The 23,154-nt window shown below is 63.6% G+C and carries 18 protein-coding genes; 8 read left to right on the forward strand and 10 right to left on the reverse strand.

The genetic code is table 11. The features are described 5' to 3' along the window. The first annotated feature begins 40 nt into the window (after nucleotides 1–40). Genes flgK through GTP69_RS09625 form a run of 3 tightly spaced genes read left to right on the forward strand, consistent with a single transcriptional unit; the run spans nucleotide 41 to nucleotide 3,402 of the window. The gene (flgK, locus tag GTP69_RS09615) at nucleotides 41–1,411 is read left to right on the forward strand and encodes a flagellar hook-associated protein FlgK (protein WP_161054683.1); all 1,371 of its coding nucleotides are present in this window, start codon (nucleotides 41–43) and stop codon (nucleotides 1,409–1,411) included. Nucleotides 1,412–1,421: 10 nt separating this feature from the next. Continuing rightward, nucleotides 1,422–2,333: a flagellar hook-associated protein FlgL gene (gene flgL / locus GTP69_RS09620; protein ID WP_161054684.1), complete on the forward strand. Its 912-nt coding sequence runs from the start codon at nucleotides 1,422–1,424 to the stop codon at nucleotides 2,331–2,333. A gap of 19 nt (nucleotides 2,334–2,352) precedes the next feature. Continuing rightward, complete coding sequence (locus tag GTP69_RS09625) at nucleotides 2,353–3,402, forward strand: hypothetical protein (protein ID WP_161054685.1); 1,050 nt, start codon at nucleotides 2,353–2,355, stop codon at nucleotides 3,400–3,402. A 4-nt stretch (nucleotides 3,403–3,406) separates the two neighbouring features. On the opposite strand, the gene GTP69_RS09630 is transcribed toward GTP69_RS09625, so the two are convergent. The 5 genes from GTP69_RS09630 to GTP69_RS09650 all read right to left on the reverse strand — a co-directional run bounded on the left by GTP69_RS09630 (nucleotide 3,407) and on the right by GTP69_RS09650 (nucleotide 8,299). Next, the gene (locus tag GTP69_RS09630; RefSeq protein WP_229260875.1) at nucleotides 3,407–5,542 is read right to left on the reverse strand and encodes a putative bifunctional diguanylate cyclase/phosphodiesterase; all 2,136 of its coding nucleotides are present in this window, start codon (nucleotides 5,540–5,542) and stop codon (nucleotides 3,407–3,409) included. A gap of 73 nt (nucleotides 5,543–5,615) precedes the next feature. Next, on the reverse strand, nucleotides 5,616–6,278 hold the full coding sequence (locus GTP69_RS09635) for an amino acid ABC transporter permease (protein ID WP_161054687.1): 663 nt from the start codon (nucleotides 6,276–6,278) through the stop codon (nucleotides 5,616–5,618). A gap of 3 nt (nucleotides 6,279–6,281) precedes the next feature. Then, the gene (locus GTP69_RS09640) at nucleotides 6,282–7,064 is read right to left on the reverse strand and encodes a transporter substrate-binding domain-containing protein (protein ID WP_161054688.1); all 783 of its coding nucleotides are present in this window, start codon (nucleotides 7,062–7,064) and stop codon (nucleotides 6,282–6,284) included. Between the two features lie 23 nt (nucleotides 7,065–7,087). After that, nucleotides 7,088–7,498: a hypothetical protein gene (locus GTP69_RS09645; RefSeq protein ID WP_110849637.1), complete on the reverse strand. Its 411-nt coding sequence runs from the start codon at nucleotides 7,496–7,498 to the stop codon at nucleotides 7,088–7,090. 45 nt (nucleotides 7,499–7,543) lie between these two features. Further along, a complete protein-coding gene (locus GTP69_RS09650) occupies nucleotides 7,544–8,299 on the reverse strand; it encodes a YcbK family protein (protein WP_443093252.1) in 756 nt (251 codons plus the stop codon). Between the two features lie 256 nt (nucleotides 8,300–8,555). Between GTP69_RS09650 and GTP69_RS09655 the strand changes: the two genes are divergently transcribed. Continuing rightward, nucleotides 8,556–8,897 carry an energy transducer TonB gene (locus tag GTP69_RS09655; protein WP_161054689.1) on the forward strand — a complete coding sequence of 114 codons (342 nt, stop codon included), beginning with the start codon at nucleotides 8,556–8,558 and terminating at the stop codon, nucleotides 8,895–8,897. 7 nt (nucleotides 8,898–8,904) lie between these two features. On the opposite strand, the gene GTP69_RS09660 is transcribed toward GTP69_RS09655, so the two are convergent. Then, on the reverse strand, nucleotides 8,905–9,726 hold the full coding sequence (locus GTP69_RS09660; protein WP_161054690.1) for an EAL domain-containing protein: 822 nt from the start codon (nucleotides 9,724–9,726) through the stop codon (nucleotides 8,905–8,907). A 155-nt stretch (nucleotides 9,727–9,881) separates the two neighbouring features. On the opposite strand from GTP69_RS09660, the gene GTP69_RS09665 reads away from it, so the two are divergent. Further along, nucleotides 9,882–10,688, forward strand: a complete 807-nt coding sequence (locus tag GTP69_RS09665) for a class II glutamine amidotransferase (protein ID WP_161054691.1) — start codon at nucleotides 9,882–9,884, stop codon at nucleotides 10,686–10,688. A gap of 48 nt (nucleotides 10,689–10,736) precedes the next feature. Here the strand turns inward: GTP69_RS09665 and GTP69_RS09670 are convergent, their stop codons facing one another. Next, nucleotides 10,737–11,210 (reverse strand): GNAT family N-acetyltransferase, encoded by a 474-nt coding sequence (locus GTP69_RS09670; protein WP_229260876.1) that lies wholly within the window; start codon nucleotides 11,208–11,210, stop codon nucleotides 10,737–10,739. 281 nt (nucleotides 11,211–11,491) lie between these two features. On the opposite strand from GTP69_RS09670, the gene GTP69_RS09675 reads away from it, so the two are divergent. The 3 genes from GTP69_RS09675 (at nucleotide 11,492) to GTP69_RS09685 (ending at nucleotide 13,968) form a co-directional block, all read left to right on the forward strand. Beyond that, entirely contained in the window at nucleotides 11,492–12,508 is a 1,017-nt protein-coding gene (locus GTP69_RS09675) for a sulfate ABC transporter substrate-binding protein (RefSeq protein ID WP_161050791.1), read from the forward strand. 95 nt (nucleotides 12,509–12,603) lie between these two features. After that, on the forward strand, nucleotides 12,604–12,825 hold the full coding sequence (locus tag GTP69_RS09680) for a TOBE domain-containing protein (RefSeq protein WP_110849517.1): 222 nt from the start codon (nucleotides 12,604–12,606) through the stop codon (nucleotides 12,823–12,825). A 264-nt stretch (nucleotides 12,826–13,089) separates the two neighbouring features. Next, nucleotides 13,090–13,968 (forward strand): serine hydrolase, encoded by an 879-nt coding sequence (locus GTP69_RS09685; protein WP_161054693.1) that lies wholly within the window; start codon nucleotides 13,090–13,092, stop codon nucleotides 13,966–13,968. Between the two features lie 133 nt (nucleotides 13,969–14,101). Here the strand turns inward: GTP69_RS09685 and recD are convergent, their stop codons facing one another. From recD to recC, 3 genes are read right to left on the reverse strand one after another with little or no spacing between them, the layout of a single operon-like run. Continuing rightward, nucleotides 14,102–16,027 carry an exodeoxyribonuclease V subunit alpha gene (gene recD, locus GTP69_RS09690; RefSeq protein WP_161054694.1) on the reverse strand — a complete coding sequence of 642 codons (1,926 nt, stop codon included), beginning with the start codon at nucleotides 16,025–16,027 and terminating at the stop codon, nucleotides 14,102–14,104. Then, nucleotides 16,020–19,721 (reverse strand): exodeoxyribonuclease V subunit beta, encoded by a 3,702-nt coding sequence (gene recB, locus GTP69_RS09695; RefSeq protein WP_161054695.1) that lies wholly within the window; start codon nucleotides 19,719–19,721, stop codon nucleotides 16,020–16,022. The genes recD and recB overlap by 8 nt, the downstream gene beginning before the upstream one ends. After that, nucleotides 19,718–23,143 carry an exodeoxyribonuclease V subunit gamma gene (gene recC / locus GTP69_RS09700; protein ID WP_161054696.1) on the reverse strand — a complete coding sequence of 1,142 codons (3,426 nt, stop codon included), beginning with the start codon at nucleotides 23,141–23,143 and terminating at the stop codon, nucleotides 19,718–19,720. Before recC ends, recB begins: the two co-directional genes overlap by 4 nt. Nucleotides 23,144–23,154: the final 11 nt, after the last annotated feature.

Here is a 23,154-nt window from a genome sequence, read left to right on the forward strand (position 1 = left end):
CCACGGGTTCCTCGGACTTCACCAGGAAAAGACCCGCACCATGACCATTACTTATAACGCACTGTCGGGCGCCCTGGCCGCCCAGGCTGCACTGAACACCGTCAGCCAGAATCTGGCCAACGTGCAGACCCCTGGCTACACCCGGCAGGGTGTGCTGCTGAAGGCGACCGCGTCCGATCCTGGCACGCTGTCGGCCGGCAATGGCGTGCAAATTGGTTCCCTGCTGCGTTTCAGCAATACCTACCAGCTGCAACAGATGTGGCGCGCGAATTCGGATCTGGGCGCCCACGCACAGACCCAGCCTTACCTGTCGGCGCTGGAAAAGGTTATGAGCGACGACCAGTCCAGCATCAGCTATGGCGTCGACAACTTCTTCAAGGCGCTCAATGCCGCCGGTGTCGATCCTACCTCCAGCCCGCTGCGCCAGCAGGTGGTCACCACCGCCAGCTCCATGGCCCAGCAGTTCAACTCGATCTACAACGTGGCTGCCAACCAGGTGGTGTCGGTCAACCAGCAGCAGCAGGCGATCTTGCCGTCGCTGAACGAGTCGCTGGCCGGCATTGCCTTGCTGAACAAGCAGATCGTCTCCGTCGGCGGCACTGGCACCAACACCTCGGCGCTGATGGACAAGCGCGAACAGCTGATCGACAGCGTCTCCTCGCAAGTCGGGGTGGATGTGGTCTACAACCCGAATGGCAGCGTCAACGTCTCGCTGAAGAACGGCGAGCCGCTGGTGATGAGTGATGCCGCCGCCAACGTAGCCTATAGTACCGAGAGCGGCTCCCCGGTGCTGCAGCTGACTTACGCCGGCGTCAAGTTCAACCTGGACGATTCCCAGGTCGGCGGCCAACTGGGCGGCTTGGGCGACTTCAAGAAAAACACGCTGATCCCGCTGCAAACCTCGGTCAAGGAACTGGCTGACCAGGTCGCGCAGAAGATCAACGACGCGCTGGCCGGCGGCTACACCTCCGCCGGCGCCGCCGGCGGACCGATGTTCGAAGTTCCCGCCTCCACCGGCATCATGCAAGTGAGCGCCGGTTTTACTAGCGGCGATCTGGCCTTTTCGGGCGACGGCACGCCGGGCGACAGCAGCAACCTGCAGAACCTGATTGCGGTCAAGGGCCAGAGCGTGACACTGACCTCACTCGGCAACACCCCCGTGGTGCTGAGCGACGCCGACACCCAGCTGGTCGGCAAGCTGGGCATCCAGAGCCAGCAAAACCAGTCGCTGCTGGCGACCGCCACCACTGTCCGCTCGCAGGCTGAGGACGACTGGAAATCCACCAGTGCCGTCAACAGCGACGAGGAAGGCATCAATCTGGTGGAATTCCAGAATATGTACCAAGCCAATATGAAGGTGATTGCCGTGGCCAACACCTTGTTTGATGCAACGTTGCAAATGTTCGGTTAAGGAGAGCTTCATGCGTATCGCCACCAGTCAATTCCAGGCCACCATGACGCGCAGCCTGCAATACAACCAGGGCCAGTTGTCCTCGCTGAGCGCCCAAATGTCCAGCGGCAACAAGATCCAGGTGCCGTCCGACGACCCGGTCACCGCCGTGCGCCTGTCGCGCCTGGCGCGCGAGGAAGCCATCCTGGGCCAGTACCAGGACAATATCGGCGCCATCAAGATCCGCCTGTCGTCCAACGAGACCTATCTGCAAAGCATGGTCAACGACATCACTCAGGCCCACGACCAGCTGGTGCTGGCGGCCGACGGCAGCAACACCGGCGACGACCTGAAGTCCATGGTGACCACGCTGAGCGCGATACGCGACAGCCTGCTGTACAGCGCCAACGAAAAAGACCAGGAGGGCAATTATGTGTTCTCCGGCACCGCCACCAACACCCCGGCCATCACCTACGACGCCGGCGCGGCGGTCGGTGCGCGCTACACGTTCAGCGGCAACACCAATCAGCAGAAGTCGGTGATCGGCAACGGCATCACCCAGGCCGTCAACGTTGACGTCTCCGGCCTGGAATCGCTGCTCAACAAGCTCGACACCACCATCGACGCCCTGTCGCAACCGAACGTCAATCCGTCCGACCCAGCAGTACAGGCCGCCATCACCGGCAGCATGGACAGCTCCAGCGCGACGCTGGAACTGGTGGCCGGCAAGATCGCCACGTTCGGCGGCGCGCAAAACATCATGGACACGCTGAACGGCAATCACGCCAACGTCAGCCTGTCGAACCAGAACGCGATTTTCGAATTGAATTCGCTGGACTACGGCCAGGCCACCGTCGAGCTGAACGGCTACAACACGGCGCTGCAAGCATCGTACAAGGCCTACGCCAAGATCAGCGGGCTGTCGCTGTTCAACATTCTGTAATTTCTAAGCGCCGCCACGTATGCAGATTTCGTCCGCCTCCACGCCCCCGGTGATTGTTCCCGGCGCCAATGCCGGCAGCAATGCCAGCGCGGTGGACGGCACCGCGCTCGGCCTGAACGGCGAAAACGCCGCCACCGCCACGCCGGTCACACCGGCGAATAATGCGGCGGCGCCGCTGCGGCGCGGCCTGAGCAATTGGGACCAGCCGCTGCAAGGCGATATCTCCGGCGCCCAGCAGGCGCTCGACTTCCTGGAACAGAGCGCGGCCCAGCTGCGCAGCCTGAAGTCCGAGCTCAGCACCCGGCTGGCGACCCGCCAGCGTTCCGACGGCGCGCTGGAAGCGCGCGTGCGCCAGTTCAGCAACAGCTGGCGCAGCCGCACCAGCGCCTCGGGCGGCACGCTCGACAGCCAGCTGAATTTCAGCACCAAAGGCAGCAACACCAACTTCACCGTGCGCGGCCTGAACCTGAGCAACCTGCGCGGCGGCGCCCGTGAGGTGCTGGCCGTCTCCATCGGCGGCGGCCAGAATGTGCGTTCGGTGGTGCTCGAGCCGGGCCTGAGCGACGACCAGATTGCCCAGCGTTTCAATGACGCGCTGGCGCCGGCCGGCGTGCGCGCCGAGATCAGCGACGACGGCCAGCTGACCTTCTCCACCGCAGAATCGCAGTGGGCCAACGTGCGCGACACGATTTCCCTGCAGGGCGGCGGCATCCGCTTCCCCGGCGGCCAGCTGACCCGCGTCAAGGCCGATGCGGAAGCGCCGCAAGTCGATCCGGACACCTGGCAAACCACCGACCTCGAATCGATCCGCACCACGCTGGCCCAGGTGGTGCAATCGCTGTCCAAGGTCGAGCAGTCGATCGCCTCGGTGCGCCAGGCGCTGGCCCAAGTCGCGGCCCGCGCGCAGACCGCCGATCCGACCGCCACCAAGGGCGGCATGGACCAGGTGGCGCAGAATTTCGTCTCCACCACCAAGCAGCCCGGCTACCAGTCGCTGCTGTCGATCACCTCGGCGCTGGCCGGCATCAGCCGCGAGCGCGTGATGTCGCTGCTGCGCCTGCGTTCTTGAACCGCTAGTGCAGTAACTGCAGGCCGCGCTTGGCCAGTGCGGCCAGTTCCGCCGCCGGCAACGCGCCGGCAAACGCATACCCCTGGGCATAATCGCAGCCGGCCATGGCCAGCAAGCCGCTTTGCGCCGCCGTCTCCACGCCCTCCGCCACCACCCGCAGCCCCAGCTTGTGCGCCATCACGATCAGCGCCTCGCACATCGCCAGGTCGCCGCTGTCGTTGGCCAGGTGCTGGATGAAGCTGCGGTCCAGCTTGAGCAGGTCGATGCCGAAATGCTTGAGGTGCGACAGCGAGGAATAGCCGGTGCCGAAATTATCCAGCGCCACCTGCAAGCCCATCTCGCGCAGGTCGCGCAGGCGTTCGGCGGCGCGGCTGGCGTCCATCAGCACGCCTTCGGTAATCTCCAGCACGATGCTGCGCGGCGGCAGGCCCAGCTCCGCAGCGTGGCGCAGCCAGTCGACATACAGCGCGGTATCGCCACGCAACTGCGCCGACGACTGATTGACGCTGACCTGGAAACCCTTGCCCAGCTCATCCTGCCACTGGCGCGCCTGCTGCGCGGCCTGGCGGAACACCCAGTCGCCGATCTCCAGCATCATGCCGCCGGCTTCCGCGAACGGCAGGAATTCGGCCGGCGCCAGCAGTCCGCGCTGCGGATGGCGCCAGCGCAGCAGCGCTTCGGCGCGCTCGATCTTGCCGCTGCGCAGGTTGACGATGGGCTGGTAATGCAGCTCGAACTGCTGCTGCGCCAGCGCCGTGCGCAAGTCCAGCGTGGCCTGCTGGCGCGCTTGCGCCGCCAGTTGCAGGTCCTGCGTGTAATAGCTGTAGCGGTTGCGGCCGCTCTGCTTGGCGGCGTACATGGCCTGGTCTGCGGCGCGCAGCAACTCATCGGCCCCGCCGGCATCGGCCGGGTACAGCGCGATGCCGACGCTGGCCGAGATCGACGGCTGCGCGCCGTCCAGTGCAAACGGCCGGTTCAGCAATGTCAGCATGCTCTGCACAATCCGGTCGATGCCGTCGACCTGCTCCAGCCCCGGCAGGATGACGATGAACTCGTCGCCGCCCAGCCGCGCCACCGTGTCCGAATTGCGCACGCAGCGGCCGATGCGGCGCGCCGCCTCCACCAGCAGGGCGTCGCCCTGCGCATGGCCGAGCGTGTCGTTGACGGCCTTGAAACCGTCCAGGTCGACGAACAGCAGGCCCAGCAGCAAACCTTCGCGGCGCGCCTTCTTTAGCTCCTGGCTGAGGCGATCCTGGAACATGTGGCGGTTGGGCAGCGCGGTCAGCGTGTCGAAGTTGGCTTGCTGCCAGATCAGCTCGGCGGAGGCGCGGCTGTCGGTGATGTCGCTGACCAGCGCCAGCGCGCCACGGTAGCCGCCCTCGCCGTCGAAGATCGGATTGGTGGCCAGCGTGGCCCACAGTTCGGCGCCGTCCTTGCGGATGAATTTGAACTCGTGGCGCGCGGCCTGGCCCTGCTGGCGGCGCGCGATATTGCGTTCGAGGATGGTGCGGCCCTCCTCGTCCATAAAGGCCACCAGCGGCTGTTCCAGCATCTCCTCGATGCTGTAGCCGAGCATCTGCGCCATCTTGGGATTGACGAAGCTGGTGCGGGCGGCGGCGTCGATTTCCCAGATGCCTTCCTCGGCATTGTGGACGATGCGGCGAAAGCGCTCCTCGCTGTGCTCCAGCGCCGGCAGCTTGCCTTCAGCCGGCTCCAGCACCACCCGCACGGCCTGGCCGCTGCTGTCGGCGCTGGCACGCAGCGACACCGGGAAACCCTGGCGGTCGCGGCCGCGCAACATCTGCAGATTGCATTGTTCGGGCTGGGCGCTGTTGACGGCGCGCCGCAGGAAGCGGTCGAAGTCGTCGTGGAAGCGCGGCGCCACGAACTGGCGCAGCGTGGCGCGTTCGGGATTGGTGCGCGGTATGCCGAGCTGATCGGCGCCGACCACATTCATCTGCAAGATGGTGGTATCGAACGACAACACGAAATAGCCGACCGGCGCCAGCAGGTAGATGTCGTTGAACCACGATGGCTCGGCGGCACCGGCGGCGCCTTCATCGGCGTTTGCGTTGATAGCATAAGGCTCAATCGCAGCCTGCCCCGGCAATACCGACAAGCCTGCAATCTCAGCGTGCATAGTCTTATCCATACACCCCCTTGGTTGATGTTTTAAGACTAACATCTCGCAACGGGGATGTCGAGCGTACCGCTTATCTGCTGCGGTGCGCGCGGTTCAAGCGTTGTTCCGCGCGCCGTTGCAGCGCCTCGAACAGCAGGCTGAGTAGCCAATAGATAGCTGCCGCGGTCAGGTAGAGCGGCAGCGGCTGGAAGGTGGTGGCGATCACTTCCTTGGTCGACAGCATCAGCTCGGTCAGCGTGATGACCGACACCAGCGAAGTATCCTTGATCAGGCTGATCAGGGTATTGCTCATGGCCGGCACCGCTACCCGCAACGCCTGCGGCAGCACCACATAATACAGCGTGCGCCAGTAGCCCAGGCCGAGGCTGTAGCTGGCCGCCCACTGGCCCGGACTGATCGCGCCGATCGCGCCGCGCAGGCTCTCGGACAGGAAAGCGCCCGAGTTCAAACTCAGCGCCAGGATGCCGGCCGTGACCGGCGTAAATTCAATGCCGACGCTGGGCAGGCCGTAGTAGATGACGAACATCTGCACCAGCAGCGGCGTGCCGCGCATCAGGCTGACATACACGCCGGCCGGCCACGCCAGCAGGCGATACGGCAGCATGCGCAGCACCGCCACCGGGAAACCGATCAGCAGCCCGCCCACCATCGCCGCCAGCGCGAACAGCACCGTATAGCCGGCGCCACGCAGCATCACCGGCGCGGCTTCGCGCAGCAGGTCCAGCAACTCCATCGCTTAAGGCGCCTTGCTGACGTCGACGCCGAACCACTTCAGCGAGATGGCCTTGAGGCTGCCGTCTGCCGCCGCGTCCGCCAGCACCTTGTTCAGCGCCTGCTTGAATTCGGGATTGCCCTTCTTGAACGGAATGCCCATGCGCTCGACCGCGCCGACTTGCGCGCCGGCCTTGATCGGCAGTTTGGAAATCTTCAATAAATACGCCGACATCAAGCTATCGTTGAGCGCGGCGTCGATGCGGCCGGCCGCCAGGTCCGCCATCGTGTCCGGCGCCGCCGCATAGCTGCGTACCTCGATGCCGGTCGCGGCCTTGGCCTGCTGCTCGTAGACGCTGCCCTGCCCCACGCCGAGCTTCTTACCCTTGAGGTCGGCCAGCGACTTGTAGCCGGCCGTCTCGTTGTTGCGGACGATCAGCTGCGGCATCGAGTAGATGTACGGTGCGGAAAAGTCGAAAGCCTGCTCGCGCTTGGGATTGATGCCGACCTGGGCGACGATCACGTCATACTTGCCGGCCGCCAGCCCGGCCAGGATGCTGGCCCACTCGCTGGTGACGAATTCCACTTTCAAGCCCAGCTTACTGGCGACCAAGCGGGCGACATCGACATCGTAGCCGGCCAGTTCGCCATTCTTCTCGCGGTAGTTAAACGGCGGATAGGTGCCTTCGGTGGCGACCTTCAGCGTGCCGCGCGCCTTGACGGTGGCCAGCAGGTCGGCCGCCGAGGCCGAGGCTGGCAATGCCAGGCTGAGCGCCGTCAGCGCCAGGAGCAATCTACGTGTGAACATGGAATTCCTTTCAGGGCGGACGCCTACCAGGCGCCCATGCGACGACGCAGGCCAAAGTTATGGCCTACGACCAGGATAGAACTGGCGATCAAGCCGCTCAAGCCTATCATCAACTGCACCAGCTTATCGTCCGGCAGCACCCACAGCGAACCGGCCGGCGCTTCAGAAACGCGCGCGGCCGCCATGATCAGCGGCGCCACCCAGGACGCTTCGTCGGTCACGTCCAGCACCAGGTGGCCATCCTGCGTGGTCTGCAGATAGATTTCACCGCCCTCGGCCAGCGTGAAGCACACGCCGTAGCCGGTCTCGTTCTTGCCGATATGCTGCTGCAAAGCCTGGTTATGCTCTTCGATCCACAGTTCCACGTCGGCGGGCGTTTCCAGCCCGCTCCACGTCACCGGGCGGAAGCGCGGCGGCTCATTGTTGTCTTGCATGCTCATCCTGTTGCGTTGCCAAGACGCCAGTGTAGCCGATCGCGCTCAACCCTTCCAAGTGCGCTGAAGGCCGGTGTCGGCGTGGATCCAGCCGCCGCGCGGACCGGCGCGGTAATAGAAGCCGACGCCGCCCTGGCGGAAGCTCTTCACCAGCCCGCCCAGCACCTCGGAATTGAGCGCGGCGATGCGGATGTCGGCGGCGCGGCCAACCATGTGCAACGACTGACGCGCGGCCGGCACGCCGGCTTCGCGCAGCTTTTGGTTGGAGGCTGGCGTGCGGTAGCCGGACAGGATTTCCAGCGGCGCGTCGATGCCGTAACGCTGCACGAAGGCTTGCGTGCCCCACAGCGTTTCGAACAATTTGGGATCGATGGTGCGGGTCTCGTTGCCGCCGTTGACGTCGCGCAGCAAATGGCACAAGTCCTGGTAAGCCGATTCGATGATCTCGCCGTCTTTCCAGTACAGCAGCTTGGCGCGCTCCTTGCTGGCCGGACGCACCACTTCAATGGTGCGCGGACGCAGCCAGAATTCCAGGTCGAGCGCCTGGGCGTCGAAAATATCGGGTGGCGGCTCCATGCCGTTCATGCCGGTGCCGGACGGGGCCAGCTGGTCGGCGGCGCGCGGCATGCTTTGCGCCTGCGCCTGAACTGGAGAAGCCGGTTTGACGACTGGCTTGCTGGAAGCCGTCGTGCTGCTATGCCGCACCGGCGTGCTGGTGGCACAGCCGATCAAGGGCACAGACAAAAAACTCGCAGCGGTCAGCCCTAACCCCTGCTGTATGAAAGCTCTGCGCGATGCCATAGTCTATCCGTGAAAAGCAATGTTGTTACTATAGCCTATGCAGAGGGAAACACAAATGCTCCTAACTTACGCTTAAGAAATGATACGGCTGCGTGAGTGATACGAATATTGTGTATCGGAAACAGAATTTACCGTAGAGTTATACGACTGACTAATGGCAGGCATTCCAACAATAAAGTATTCATATATGGTGCGACGCAGTATAGTTCATTCATCGAATTAAGTTTTCCCGTTGAACTCACTACTGGAGCCTACCATGATTATCCGTTCTATCGCCGCCCTGTCCCTGATCGCCCTGTCGACCCTGTCGAACCAAGCTAGCGCCGCCACCACCGCACCACGCCTGGCCGATGCAGAATGCGACGCACCAGCCTACCGCAACTCGTGGCAAGACGACGAACTGCAAGGCAACGTCAAACTGGCCGTACTGGTGGATGCTAACGGCAATGTCAAAGACAGCAAAGTGATCTCGTCGAGCGGCCACGTCGCCCTGGACAAAGCATCGCTGCGCGCCAGCACCGCTTGCAAATTCAAGCCAGCCAGCAACGGCGCCGAGCCAGTCTGGGCTCAAGTGCAATACAAATGGGTACTGAACTAATCAATGTTCATGCTGCGCGCCGCGCCGGTTCCCCAAGTAACACCGAGCGCGGTTCATCCAGCAAGTAACCCTGCACCAGCAATGACACACCTGCGGCCGCGCCAAGTTCGCGCAACGCCGTCAGGTGCTGCTCAGTCTCTACCCGCTTGAACACCACCGCCACATTGGACGCAGCACTGCGCTGCAATAGCTCCAGCAATCCCTTCTGATCCTGTAACTCGCGCGCATCGAGCTTGAACACGTCCGGCCGCAGGCGATCCAGCACACCCAGTCCATCGCGCGCACTGTTCACATTGACCGCAAAACGGAAACCGTTGCGGCGATAGTTGTCCGAGACATAATTCAACAGCCAGCCCTGCTGCGGCGTGGCCGCCGGCAATTGCAGCACCACCCGGCCCAGCGGCAATTCCAGCGCATCGAGGATGCGGCGGAAGGCATGGCCGTGATTACTGCTGACCGCGCTCAGCAGGCGGTCATGCACGTTCAGGTACAGGTCGGCCGACGACTCGCCCGCCTGGCGGAAGAAATTAATCGCATGCAGCATGCGGCACAGCCGGTCGAGTTCGATCGACTCGTCGTCGCTGGCGGCATGGTCGAGCAGCTTCCACAGCGATAACCCCTGGTCCTGCGCCGACACGCTGCGCGCCAGGCCTTCGTAGGCCTGCGCCGTGCCGCCGTACAGCTGGCGGATCGGCTGGAACGCGCTGCTCATGGTGCAATTGAAAAACCGCCCTTGCGCCTTGCCCTCGTGATCGAGCCAGATGCTGGAAGCAGCGCCGGTGGCGTCGGATAGACGCGCCAGATACTTTTGCAGGATGGGGAATGACATGGAACTCCTCTACGGGTACTGAGAATGTCGACAGCGTATGCCCGCGTACAGGAAAGCAGAACGAATGCTTTCGCCTATGGATATGCCAAAACATTCGTTCCGCCCCGGCAGTGCGACCGCTATCGTGAGGTCATCGTTTAACCAGGTCGTACACCATGTGCCAACTCCTCGCGATGAGCAGCCATAAACCGGCTGCGGTAGATTTCTCCTTTGCCGGCTTTTCCGAGCGCGGCGGCCGTACCGGCGAACACAAGGACGGCTGGGGCATCGCCCTGCATACGCCGACCGGCTGCCGCCTGTACACCGATTACCTGCCGTCGATCCACTCGCCGCTGGCGGCGCAGTTCAAGCGCAGCCCGATCAAGGCGCGCAGCGTGGTGGCGCATATCCGCAAGGCCACGCAGGGCCGCGTGTCGCTGGAAAACAGCCACCCGTTCACGCGCGAGCTGTGGGGCCAGACCTGGTCGTTCGCCCACAACGGCGACCTGAAGCTGTTCGATCCGAATCCCAGCCTGTACGCGCCGTGGGGCGACACCGACAGCGAACGCGCCTTCTGCCACCTGCTGTCCGGCCTGGCGCTGCGCTTCGACAGCCAGCCGGAACGGCACCAGCTATACGCGGCGCTGGAAACGCTGGCCGGTGAGATCGCCGACTACGGCACGTTCAACTTCATCCTGTCGAATGGCGACCTGGTGTTTGCCCATTGCAGCACCGACCTGCACGTGGTGATGCGCGAATACCCGTTCTCGGTGGCGCACCTGATCGATTGCGACCTCAGCATCGACTTCAGCCGCCACAACCACCTGGACGACCGCATCGCCGTGATCGCCACCCAGCCGCTGACCTCCAACGAACACTGGACGCGTTTCGCCACCGGCGAGCTGAAACTGTTCGCCGGTGGCGTCGAAGTGGGAGCCGTACCGGAGCGGCACGAGGAATGGAAGCTGGAAGTCGCTTATTAGGCTTGCTTATCAGGCTTGCTTATCAGGCTTGTTTATTAAGCAGCGTTACTAAGCCGTATTGCAGTTGCAGAAGCGCTTGCGCTTGGGGGCGTTCGGGCAGGTCGCTTCCTCATCCAGCTGTTTCCAGAAGAAGATGGTTTCAACGCCATACGGCGAACGCACCTTGCCGGCGTCAGTATAGCCGCGCTGGGCGAAGAACTGCTGGCCGGTCGCCGTGCTGTGCAGCTGGAGGGCTTTGACGCCCCAGTCGCAGGCCTGCTCTTCCATGCGCTTGAGCAGCGCCTTGCCGGCGCCCTGGCCACGCGCCTCCGGCAGCAGATAACACAAGGCCAGCTTGCCGGCCCCGGTCAGCAAGGCGACGCCGACGACGGCGCCTTCGCTGACAGCCACCAGCGAAAAATTCGTGGGCGAACTGAACCAGTTCGCCACCATCTGCGGAGTTTTATTGCCTAGCCAGGCATCAAGGATGGCGGGATCGTTTTTATGATCCAGTTCGCAGCATTCCCTGATAGAACGGCGCAATACATTGCACGCTGCCTCCGCATCTGACGAAGCAGCAATACGAATTTCAAGAATCATGTACGCTCACAAAACATTACTTTTAGTGCTGGTAACGACTATACACCAAGCTGAGTAAGGCCGTCGGACACTGCCAGACTAGAGGGTGAACCGGCCTTTGCCCACGAATGATTTCAAAAATCCATATGCGTTTTATAGCCGCATGATAAGCATATAACGAAAAATTCGTATCTTTTCGCGGCGAAATTTTACACCATGGACGTTCTATATTACGAAAGCTCATTATGACTACTAAAAAAACCACGCGCCGCTTCGTTCTAAGCTCATTCCTGGCCGCTTCCGCCACCTTGTTTGGCCTGCCTCAAGCTCAAGCCGCTGATACTGTGATACTGAACGCCGCTTACGACGTCACCCGCGAGCTGTTTAAAGAGATCAACCCGGCCTTCAGCGCCGACTGGAAGAAAACCACCGGCGAAACCGTCAGCGTCAACCAGTCGCACGGCGGCTCGTCCAAGCAGGCGCGCTCGGTCGCGGACGGACTGGAAGCCTCGGTCGTCACCATGAACCAGGCCAACGATATCGATATCCTGGTCGAGCGCGGCGCCGTGGCGCCTGACTGGGCCAAGAAATTCCCGAATAACGCCTCGCCGTTCTATTCCACCATGGTGTACCTGGTACGCAAGGGCAATCCGAAGCAGATCAAGGACTGGGCCGACCTGGCCAAGCCGGGCGTGAAGGTGATCATTCCGCATCCTAAGACCTCGGGCAACGGCCGCTACACCTATCTGGCGGCCTGGGGCGCCGTGATCAAGAAAGGCGGCACTGAAGCGCAGGCGCGCGACCTGGTCGGCAAGATCTTCCACAACGTGCCGGTACTGGACGCCGGCGGCCGTGGCGCCACCACCACCTTCACCCAGCGTGAAATCGGCGACGTGCTGGTCACCTTTGAAAACGAAGTGAACCTGGTGCGCGAAGAATTCGGCGACAAGTTCGATGTGGTCTATCCGTCGATCTCCATACTGGCTGAATCGCCGGTGGCGGTGGTCGATCGCGTGGTCGACAAGCGCAACCTGCGTAAGCAGGCCACCGGCTACATCAACTTCCTGTACAGCGAAGAAGGCCAGGAAATCATCGCCAGGCACTCGCTGCGTCCGCGCTCGGAGAAAGCCTTCAAGAAGTACAACGCCAACTTCCGCCAGGTCACGCTGTTCACCATCGACGACGTCTTCGGCGGCTGGAAAGCAGCCCAGAAGAAGCACTTTGACGACGGCGGCGAGTTCGACAAAATCTATAACAAATAATCAGCAAATAAGATTATTCGGATAGATTCGTTTGCAAATGGCCGTCCGCCCCGTAATCTGGAAGCGTAGTAAATCAACCAGACAAAGGAAGCGCGATGGCCATTTCTGAAATTAATGTACGCAATCAATTCCGGGGCAAGATCAAGGAAATCATCTTTGGCCCCGTCGTTTCGGAAGTCGATGTGGAAACCCAGCACGGCATCGTCACCTCGGTGATCACTTCGCGCTCGATCCACGACCTGGACCTGAAGGTCGGCAGCGAAGTCATCGCCCTGGTGAAATCCACCGAGGTTTCCATCGCCAAGATCGGCAATTAGCAACACCCCGTCCCGGCCGCCGCCGTGGCCGGAAATCGGAAAAAAGCCCTGAGCGCTCCCGTCTCAGGGCTTTTTTGCTTAAAGCTGGCTTAACTGTCTTAAAGCCTAAAAAAAATATAAGAATCCGGGACTTAGACACAATAGACGAGAAGCCACTTTAATGATATTGTCTATCCCTAGAGAATATTGCCGTATAGCCATACCTTTTACGCGCGCCGCGTCGCCCAGACGTGTCCGATAGACTCCCTATTCCCGAATACTTATATGCTCAAGAAAATTGTTGCTGTATTGCTGAGTTCGTTTACTGCGGCAAGCTTTGCCGCCGTACCGCTCGGCTCGCAGTCGGTGCTGGTCGTTGAAGACGGCACCGGTAAAGTCCTGCTGGAAAAGAACGCCGACACCCAGGTGCCGATCGCGTCGCTGACCAAGCTGATGACCGCCATGGTGGTGCTGGATTCCAAACCCAACATGGACGAGAAGATTGAAATCGACCGCGCCGACGTCGATATGCTCAAGCATAGCGCCTCGCGGGTGCCGGTCGGCGCCGAGCTGTCGCGCTCGGATGTACTGCAATTGGCGCTGATGTCATCAGACAACCGCGCCGCCGCATCGCTGGGTCGCACCTATCCGGGCGGCCTGCCGGCCTTCCGCATGGCGGTGCGCGCCAAGATCAAGGCGCTGGGTTTGAGCCAGACCGTGATCGAAGAGCCGACTGGTTTGTCGCCGCACAATATGTCGACCGCAAGCGATCTGGTGAAGATTGCGACGGCGGCGTCGGCCTATCCGGACATTCGCCGGATTACCACCGATACCAAGGACATCATCAACATCAAGGGCCGCAAGGTGGAGTATCACAACACCAACCGCCTGGTCGGCGCCAAGGGTTGGGATGTAGGTCTGTCGAAGACCGGCTACACCGAAGAAGCAGGCCGTTGCCTGATCATGCGCTTCAAATCGGGTGGCAAGAACAACACCCTGGTGCTGCTGAACGCCGGCGCCAACTCGGTGCGCAATATGGATGCGATCAAGATTCGCCGCCTGATCGCCGGACCGGATGAGCCGCGACCAAAAGTCATGAAAGCGTCGGTCACGACCAAGAAGAAAGCAGTCAAACGCAGCAAGCGCAACCGCCGCGCGATGTAATTGCCGTTTGACCCGCAAGGCCATGCTGGGTCTGACCCCGTACGGGGTCAGACCCCTAAGCGGTTAGGCTGGCGTAGAGGCAAACGCACACGGGGTAACGCTAAAATCTGGCGCCAACGCGCCAAGCCTTGACTTAACCCGCCAGCTGCAAGCGCAAGCCGCTCGCCCTTTGGGTGCGCTGAGCAATCGCATCCAGCAGCACCTGACCGTTCGGAGTCAGTAACGTAAAGTAGTCACGCGCCCGCGTGATGCCGGTGTAAATCAGCTCCCGCGCCAGCATGCCGCCGCCGTCCTTCGGCAGTACCATCGCCGTGTGCGCGAACTCCGATCCCTGCGATTTGTGCACCGTCATCGCAAACGCCGTCTCCACATTTCTTAGCCTGGTGGCCAGCACACTGCGTACCGTTTCGCCTTCCGAGAAGTACACCCGCAATGCTCCCGGTCGTGCCGGATCGGGCAACGTCAAACCAATATCGCCGTTGAAAACACCCGTCGCATAATCATTGCGCGTCACCATCACCGGCCGGCCGACGTACCATTCGCCAGTCCGCTTGAGCAAGCTAGCTGACTGTAATCGTTGCTCGATGCTATCGTTCAAACCGGATACACCCCACTCGCCCTCGCGCACCGCGCACAAAATCCGGAAGCGCTCAAAGCTCTTCAGGACCGAGATCTCCCAGCCCTCCGCGCCGGCTGGTGCGTTTTTAATGAGCTGCAAATACGGCCGATAGCCATCCAACGCCAGCTGAAGCAGATCCGCCGACTGCGCTGAATCGGTCCACTTCACCTTGCCGTCCTCGCTCTGCCGCAGCACATTGACAGCCACCGCTGCGTCGCCGGCATTCACCGCCAGCGCCAGCGCGCCGATCGGCCCGCCGAAACGACGGCTCTCGCGCAACATCACGGTCTGCTGCGCAATCGGCCCGCCATGACCTTCGAAGCGGGCCGGCACCTGCTGTCCGGTCGCGGCATGCACATACGACAGGGTTTCCGGCAGATACTCGCCGGCCTCGGCGTTGTGGCACAAGTCGCCCAGCACCGCCCCCGCCTCCACCGACGCCAGCTGATCCTTGTCGCCCAGCAGAATCAAGGTAGCTGTCTCCGGCAACGCCGCCAGCAAAGCCGACATCATTTCCAGGTGAATCATGGACGCCTCATCCACAATCAGCACATCCACTTCCAGCTGATTGCCGGCATGATGCTGGAAAGCCCGCGTATCCGGCCGCGCCCCGAGCAGGCTGTGCAGCGTGCGCGCGGCTCCCATGCGGGCCGCCAGTTCGCGCAGCGGCAACTCGTCGCCGACCTTGACCGCCAGTTCATCCAGCGCCGTATCGATCGATTGCTTCAATCGCGCCGCCGCCTTGCCGGTCGGCGCCGCCAACGCCACGCGCAAGCCGGCCTGACGCTCGCCGGCTGTCGCAAACAACAACGCCAGCAACCGCGCCACCGTGTAAGTCTTGCCGGTGCCCGGCCCGCCGGTAATGATGCCCAACTTGCCACGCATGGCCACCGCGCAGGCGATCTTCTGCCAGTCCACACCTCCGCGCGGCGCGTGCGGGAACAGGTTATCCAGCCAGCGGCGGATGTCATCGGTGCGCGCGTCGTCGTCGGCCGCCAGCACGCCGCCCAGCGCGCGGCTGCGCACCGATTCGGCCACGTGCCGCTCGTCCAGCCAATAACGGCGCAGGTACAGGCGCTCGCCGTCCAGCACCAAGGGTTGATTCCATTGGTCGCCGCCCACCGGCCACACCTGCGTGCAGCGCGCCAGCAGGTCGCACCAGGCGTCGGTGTCGGCCGGCCAGACGCCGGCTGCGCCTTGCAGCGCGCTCCACTCGTCGTCGCTCCAGCCCAGCAGCGCGGCCGGATCGTCGTTCAGCTCATCCAGCATCAAACAGCTGTGGCCACGGCCTTCCAGCTCGGACAGCAGTACGCAAGCCGCCATCAGCTGCGGCGAACTGTCGCCGACCGAGGCGATAAAGCGCGCAAACGCGCCACTCAGGCGACGCAGCTGGCCGGCTTCGGTCAGCGCGTCGACCTGCGCGAAAAATTCATCATTCATGACTTGCACCCAGCAGATTATCCAGTCCGTCCAACAATTCGGCATCCGGCGCGATCCAGTAGCAACCACGCGTCTGCGGGTTGCCTATGCCGCGCAAGAACATAAAGATCGCGCCGCCCAGCTGCTCGGCCGGATCGTAAGCGTCGCCCAGGCGGCTTTGCAGCAGCCGGTGCAGCGCCAGCATGTAGATCGCGCCCTGAATGTCGTAACGGTGATCGGCCATGGCGTTGATCAGTGCCGGCTCGTGGTAGCTGGCGTCGTTGCCGCCCAGCGCATTCGATTTGTAATCGAGGATCCAGTAACGGCCTTCATGCTCGAATACCAGGTCACAGAAGCCTTTCAGCATGCCGTGCAGCTCGCGCTCCGGCAATGCGGGTCGCACTGCGCCGCCCAGCAAATGCGTGGCGCACAGCCGGTCCAGCGCACCGGTGGCCAGGCGCTCGCTCGGGAACCAGAACTCCATCTCCGGCAGCGGCGCGACGATGGCGCTCAGCTGCACATCCAGATACGGCAGCGGCGTGACGGCGATTTCGCGCAGCCAGGCCAGCGTGTCTTCCAGCCGATTACCCCAGCCGGCGCGCTCCACGCGGCGTGTCAGGCGCGACTCAAACGTCTCCTGTTCGACAACGGCAAAGCCCTCCTGCCCCATCCACTCCAGTTGCTCGTGCAGGAAGTTACCCGGCACGGAGCCGCGCGGGAAGCGATGCCATGGCGTGTCTTCCACGCGAGTGGACTGCGCCATGGCCGGCTGGTCGCCGTCTTCCAGCAGCTTTTCCTGCAAGGCGTCGCGCGGCACTGGGCCGTCTGCGCTGATTGTGCCGGTTGGGCCGGTGCGCCGCGCCAGCGAACTGAAACTGCCGACCGACCAATCGCGCTCGAAATGGCCGCCGTAATGCTGCGGCTCCAGCAAGGGCTGGCGATGCTCGACGCGGGTCAGGCGCGTGAGCTGTTTGTCATCCATCGCCAGCGTGGCGATGCTGATGTCGTTGCAGCCCTTGCAGGCATGCTCCCAGCGCTCCATCATCAGGTCCGACGGCAGCGGCGCGCCGCCCGTCAGCAGGTAGCCCAGCGCGGAGTCGTGCAGCGTGTTGTCGCCGGCCTTGCGCGCCGACAGCGCGGTCACGCCCAGCCACAGGAAGTGGCGCGCGCGCGTCAGCGCCACGTACATCAGGCGCAGGTCTTCTTGCAAACGCGCGCGCTCCACCAGTTCCAGCGCGGTCTCGGTCAGCGCCATGTCGATGCGACGGATACCGTCATCGTCGCTGAATTCAAAGAAACTCCGATTGCGGCGCTCGACCTTGCGCGCGGTGACGGCGAACGGCAGGTACACCAGCGGATACTCCAGGCCTTTCGACTTGTGCACCGTGACCACCTTGACCAGTTCCGCGTCGCTCTCTAGACGCAGCACGCGCTCGTCGCCGGCGCCCTCGCCGCCTTCGATCTGCTCCGCCAGCCAGCGGATCAGCGCCTGCTCGCCATCCAGCTGGCGGCTGGCCGATTGCAGCAACTCGGCCAGATGCAGCAGATTGGTCAGGCGCCGCTCGCCGCCCACCTGCTGCAGCAAGGCCGCCGGCAGTTGCAGTTCGTGGATGAAGCGGCGCAGCATGGCCAGCACGCCTTGCCGCTGCCAGATGATATGCAGCGCCTTCAGTTGTTCGACGCGTTCTTCCCACGCCAGTTCGTCCGACGACAGGCGCGCCAGTTCGGCCAGCGGCAGGCCGGCGGTGCGGGTGGCGAAAGCGGCGCGCGCCAGCGCACCATCCAGCGGATTGGCGACCGCCGACAGCCAGCGCAACACGTCGGCCGCCTCTTCGCTGTCAGTCACCGAATCCTTGTCCGATAGGTAGACGCTTGGCACACCACGCCGCTGCAAGGCGCGCCGGATAGCGCCGGCCTCCTTGCGGTCGCGCACCAGCACCGCGATATCGGCGGGCTTGAGCCGTTGCGGGCCATCGTCGCCATCGACGAATTCCGCGCGCACGTCATTCAGCTTGGCGACGATATCTTCCGCGCAGTGGTTGGAGAAGAACTCACGGTAACGTTCTGCCTTCAGATCCTGCGTGGCGCTGCATGCGATCACCAGCGCGGGCACATCGCCGTCGGCATCCACCAGGCGCTCCTTGCGGCCCTTGGCGCCGACCGCATCGAACGGCAGCGGATTTTCGCGCGTGACCGGGTCGCGGAAGCGGAACGCGCCGCGCGCGAAGCCCTCTTCTTTTGCGCGGCCTTCGGCATGCAGGAACAGGTGGTTGACCGCATCCACCACTGGCTTGGTCGAGCGGAAGTTGGTCATCAGCTGGTAGTGCCGCCCAGTGGTGGCCAGCCGCGCCGACAGGTAGCTGTGGATGTCGGCGCCACGGAAGCCGTAAATCGACTGTTTCGGATCGCCGATCAGGAACAGGCCTGTTTGCGGATCGTTGTCGGCCACGCGATACAGCTCGTTGAAGATCTGGTACTGGTTCGGCGCCGTATCCTGGAATTCATCCACCATCGCCACCGGGTACTGGTCGGTGATGCGCTTGCGCAGTGCGGCGCCATTTTCGCCTTGCAGCGCGGCGTTCAGACGGTCCAGCATGTCGGCAAAGCCGAACTGGCGGCTACGTTTTTTCAGCTCGGCCATGCGGTCGGCCACCGCCGCCGCCGCGTGGCGGTACAGCGCGTGCGACAGCGCCTCGATCTCGGCCAGCGCGATTTTCAGCGGCTGCGTGGCGTCGAAATCGTCCGGGATGGCGGTGCTGAAGTTCTTGGCGAAAGCGTCCTCCAGGCCTTCCGGCGTGAGGCGGTTCCAGGCGGTGTCCGAAATATCCGGTTTGACGCTGGCCGGATTCTGCGCCCACTCGCGCAGACCGTTGAACCAGCTGACCAGCGAGTCGGGCCGCATCTTGTTGCCATTGAAGCATTTGGGATCGGCCGCGCGGTGCGATGCGATCCACTGTTCCATGCGGTTGGCGCGTTCGTACCAGCCGGCCTTCAGTTGCGCGAGTTGCGCCTGCTGCGCGCGCTGCACGGTGGCGATCAACACACCCAGCGATTCGCCACGGCCCGCCGCGTCGCCGATGATGTCGGCGCGCTTGACCAGTTCACGGATCGATTTCTTCAACGCGCCAACGTCGCCCCAGCAGGACAGCAGCGCTTCCAGCGAGACTTCGTTGAGCGGATAGACCTGCTGGCGCCAGTAATCGTGCGCCGCGTCCTCGAACAGCGCTTGCTCGTCGCTGACCAGTTCTTCGTCAAACAGGCTGCCGCTGTCGAACGCGTGTTCGCGCAGCATGCGCTGGCACCAGGCATCGATGGTGAAGATGGCCGCTTCGTCCATGGTTTCCGCCGCCAGTTGCAGGCGGTGCGCGGCCTGCTGCTGCGCGCCGTGGTCGGGATAGGATTCGAGAATCTGTTCCAGGTAGTCGTCTGGCTTTTGACGTGGCGCCGGTTCGCGGAAATACGCCGCCGCTTCAACCAGCCGTTCGCGCACGCGGTTGGACAGCTCGCGCGTGGCAGCGCGGGTGAAGGTCATCACCAGGATATCGGCCGGCAGCAGCGGACGCGGGAAAGCATTCTCGCCGCCGTGGCCCAGCACCAGCCGCACGTACAGCGCGGCGATGGTCCAGGTCTTGCCGGTGCCGGCGCTGGCCTCGATCAGGCGCGAGCCGTGCAGCGGGAAAGTCAGCGGCGCGAGTTGGTTGGCGATGTTACTCATGCTGCGTCCTCGCCTTCAATCTTTTCTATGGTGATGCATTGTTCCATCCAGTCGGCCAGCGGGCCATACAGCGCGCGCGAGACGTCGTCGAAATCCGGCTGCGCGCTCAGCGCCGTAAAGTCGGGCCACATGCGCTTGAGGCACAAGTCCTCGTTCTCGCCGCCGATGTCGAAACCACCGTCGTAGACCGCGCGCGGATCGCCATCCTGCACCAGTGCCAGCGCCGTCTTGCAGGCGGTGGGCAGCGGACGGTTCATGCCGTCGCGCCACAGGCAGACCAGTTCCCGCAAGGCGTCCAGCGCCTGCTGCGGGTCCAATGGCTGCATGGTGACGATGGCGTCGCGCGCCACCAGGTGACCGGTGACCTGCATGCCGGCCGCCGATATCGCCAGCTGGCGCAGCCACATCGCAATCAGCTTGTCGCCGCGCGGCTTGCCCTGCTTGTCGGCCACGCGCGACGACATCTGCGCCAGCCACACAGTTTCGCTGCCGTTGCTGCGCAGCTGGTCGATCCAGTCGTCCAGCGGCACGCCGGCCAGCGCCAGATTCAACGCCACCTTCGGCGCGGCGAGTTCGTAATGCTGGCGCAGCGTCAGCCACGCGCAGCGCACCGGCACCAGCGCCTGCACCAGTTGATGCTGATACTGCTGGCCGATCAGGCCAATCGGCAGCACGCCTTCGCGCGCCAGCCTTTCGGCGCGCTGCGTCAGCTTGTCGTAAACCTGGTCGATTTCTTCCGGCGTTTCGGCGTCGTCGAGCAGCGTGTCTTCGAGCAGGTAGCGTTCCAGCGCGTTGAGCGAGAACGGTTCTTCATCTTCGCCCACTAACGCCGTTTCGCCGAACATCACGCCCAGCCGCTGACGGAAGAAGAAGCGCACCGGCTGTCGCAGGAAGTTGTGCAGGCTGCCCAGTTTGAGGCGGAATTTGTCGTCGATATCGAACGGAGGCAGTTCGGCCGCCTCGTCTTCCGCGATTTCCTCACCGTGCGCCTCGCGCCACTCGCGCGCGTAGGTCAGCAGGCCGCCGGCTTCAAAGTAGCGGCGGCTGAACGGCTGCAAGGCGTGCTCCGTGGTCCGCGCGTGCATGTCGTCCTTGCTCATATCCCAGCCGTTGACCAGGTAATCGCGCAGCTGCGACACCAGCACTGACGGCGGCTGTTCGCTGTTGTCGCGCACATTGCGTCCGACCCAGCTGATATACAGTTTGTCGCGCGCGGCCAGCACCGCTTCCAGCATCAGGTAGCGGTCATCGTCGCGGCGCGAGCGGTCGCCGGGACGCGCCATGCCCGGCTGCGCCAGCAGGTCGAAGTCGGCCTTGGGCGCGCGGCGCGGGAAGTCGCCGTCGTTCATGCCGAGCAGGCACACCACGCGGAACGGCACCGCGCGCATCGGCATCAGCGTACAGAAGGTCACGCCGCCGGAGACGAATTGGTGGTTCAGCGTTGGCTCGTCCATCAATCCCAGCCAGGCTTCGCGCAGCACGGCCAGCGGCACGGCTTCGTCGTAGGACGCGCCTTCGCAGGTGTCCAGCCATTTTTTCAGGGCGTCGTCCAGCTGCGCCAGCGTCAGGCGATCGGTTTCTTCCCTGGCGTTGAAGAAGGTGGCCAGCAGCGCGCGCGCCTGCACACCCCACTCGACCGGCGAACGCGACTCGGCCAGCACGGCGCGCCAGTGCAGCAGCGCTTCCACCAGTTGCGCCAGCGATCCGGCCAGTGCGGCATCCAGGCCGCCGATTTCGCCGTATGGTTCGATACCGGCGAAGCTGTCACCGGCGCCGCTGGCGTAACCCAGCAGCATGCGGCGCACGCCGAAGATCCAGGCATTCTGCTCGCCGGCCGGGCCGAGTCCCAAACCATTGCGGTGCTGCTGATCCAGGCCCCAGCGCACGCCGGAACCTTCGATCCAGCGGCCCAACGTCGGCAGGTCGTCGTCGTGCAGGCCGAAACGCCCGGCCAGCGCCGGCACGTCCAGCAGGTCGCGCACTTCGCTCTGGCGGCAGCGCTGTTGCGGCAATCGCAGCAGCCATTCCAGCGCCACCAGCAGCGGATTGACGCTGCGGTCGTTCACGTCGCCGATCTCGAACGGGATGTAGCGCGCATCGCTGCGGCGGTGCTGGGCGAAGACGGCGTGGATGGCGGCCGAGAAGGTGTCGATGTCCGGCACCATGACCACCACGTCGCGTGGGCGCAGCGGCCGGCCGCTGTGTTCCGCGTCGGCGAACATCTGCAACAGCTGGTCGTGCAGCACTTCCACTTCCCGCTGCACGCTGTGGGTGACATGGAATTCAATCGAGCGGTCATCGTCCGCCGGCGGCACGTGGGGATGCTCGGACAGCGGCAGCAGTTCGCGCACGGCGGCCTGCACCTGCGTCAGCAAGGTATCGCCGTCACCTTCGTTGAACAGGTCGACCCGCATTGGGGCCACGTCGTCATTTTCAGCGGCATTGGCTTGCGCGGCTTCGTCGAATTCGTCCAGCATGCGCACGAAGTCGCGGCCTTGACGCCCCCAGCTGGCCAGCAGCGGATGGCTGTGCGCATGCAGTTCTTCCAGCGGAATCTGGCCCAGGTCCTGGCCGTTGCGCAGTTGCTGGCGGCGATGTGCGCTGCGCAGCAGGTCGCGGCCTTCGATGATGTCACCCCAGTAGTACTGGCACGGGTTGGGCACAGCCAGCAGCACCTGCGTGTAGCGGGCGATGGAGGCCAGCGCCTGCAAGGTCTGGAACGGCAGCGCCGAGACGCCGAAGATGACCACGCGGCGCGGCAGTCGGCCCAGCGGTTCTTCGCCAGCGGCGCTGGCGCGCACGAATTCGGTGTGGACCGTGGCGCGGCCAAGGTCGCGCTCATGTGGTTCGACGTCGGCGATCACGGCGCGCCACAACTGGCCTTGCCAGCGCTGGTCTTCCGGCAGCGGCGTGACGTCGCCGCGCGCGCTGCGCAGCTGGTCGCGGCCCGCGGCCCAGTCATCCAGCCAGTCAGCCCGATACACCTGGTATTGGTCGAACAAGTCGGCCAGCCGTTCGGCCAGTTGCAGCCGGCGTTCGGCCTCGCCATCGGACAGGAAGTGGCGCAGCGGCGCGAATACAGGATCGGCCAGCAGCGTAGGCAGGAGACGCATCAAGCGCCACGTCAATGGACCTTTGTCGAAGGCGGAGATGGGCGGCACGCGGTCGCGTCCCAGCATGCCACGATACGCGTCCCACAGGAAGCGCGCCGGCAGTGCCACGCGCGAGGCGGCGCAGATGCCGATTTCCTCGGCCAGCGCGATCTTCAGCCATTCGGCCACGCCGTTGGACTGCACCAGGAAGATTTCCGACTCCAGCGCCCCGAGCGGGTGGTTACGCAGCCATTGGAAGACGGCGGCGCGCAACTGTTCCATCTGATTGCCGTGCAAAATCAGCAGGCCGGGGGTGATGCCAGGGTGCATAGGGCTCTTTA

The organism is Duganella levis, from assembly GCF_009857605.1.
Taxonomy (GTDB): domain Bacteria; phylum Pseudomonadota; class Gammaproteobacteria; order Burkholderiales; family Burkholderiaceae_D; genus Rugamonas; species Rugamonas levis.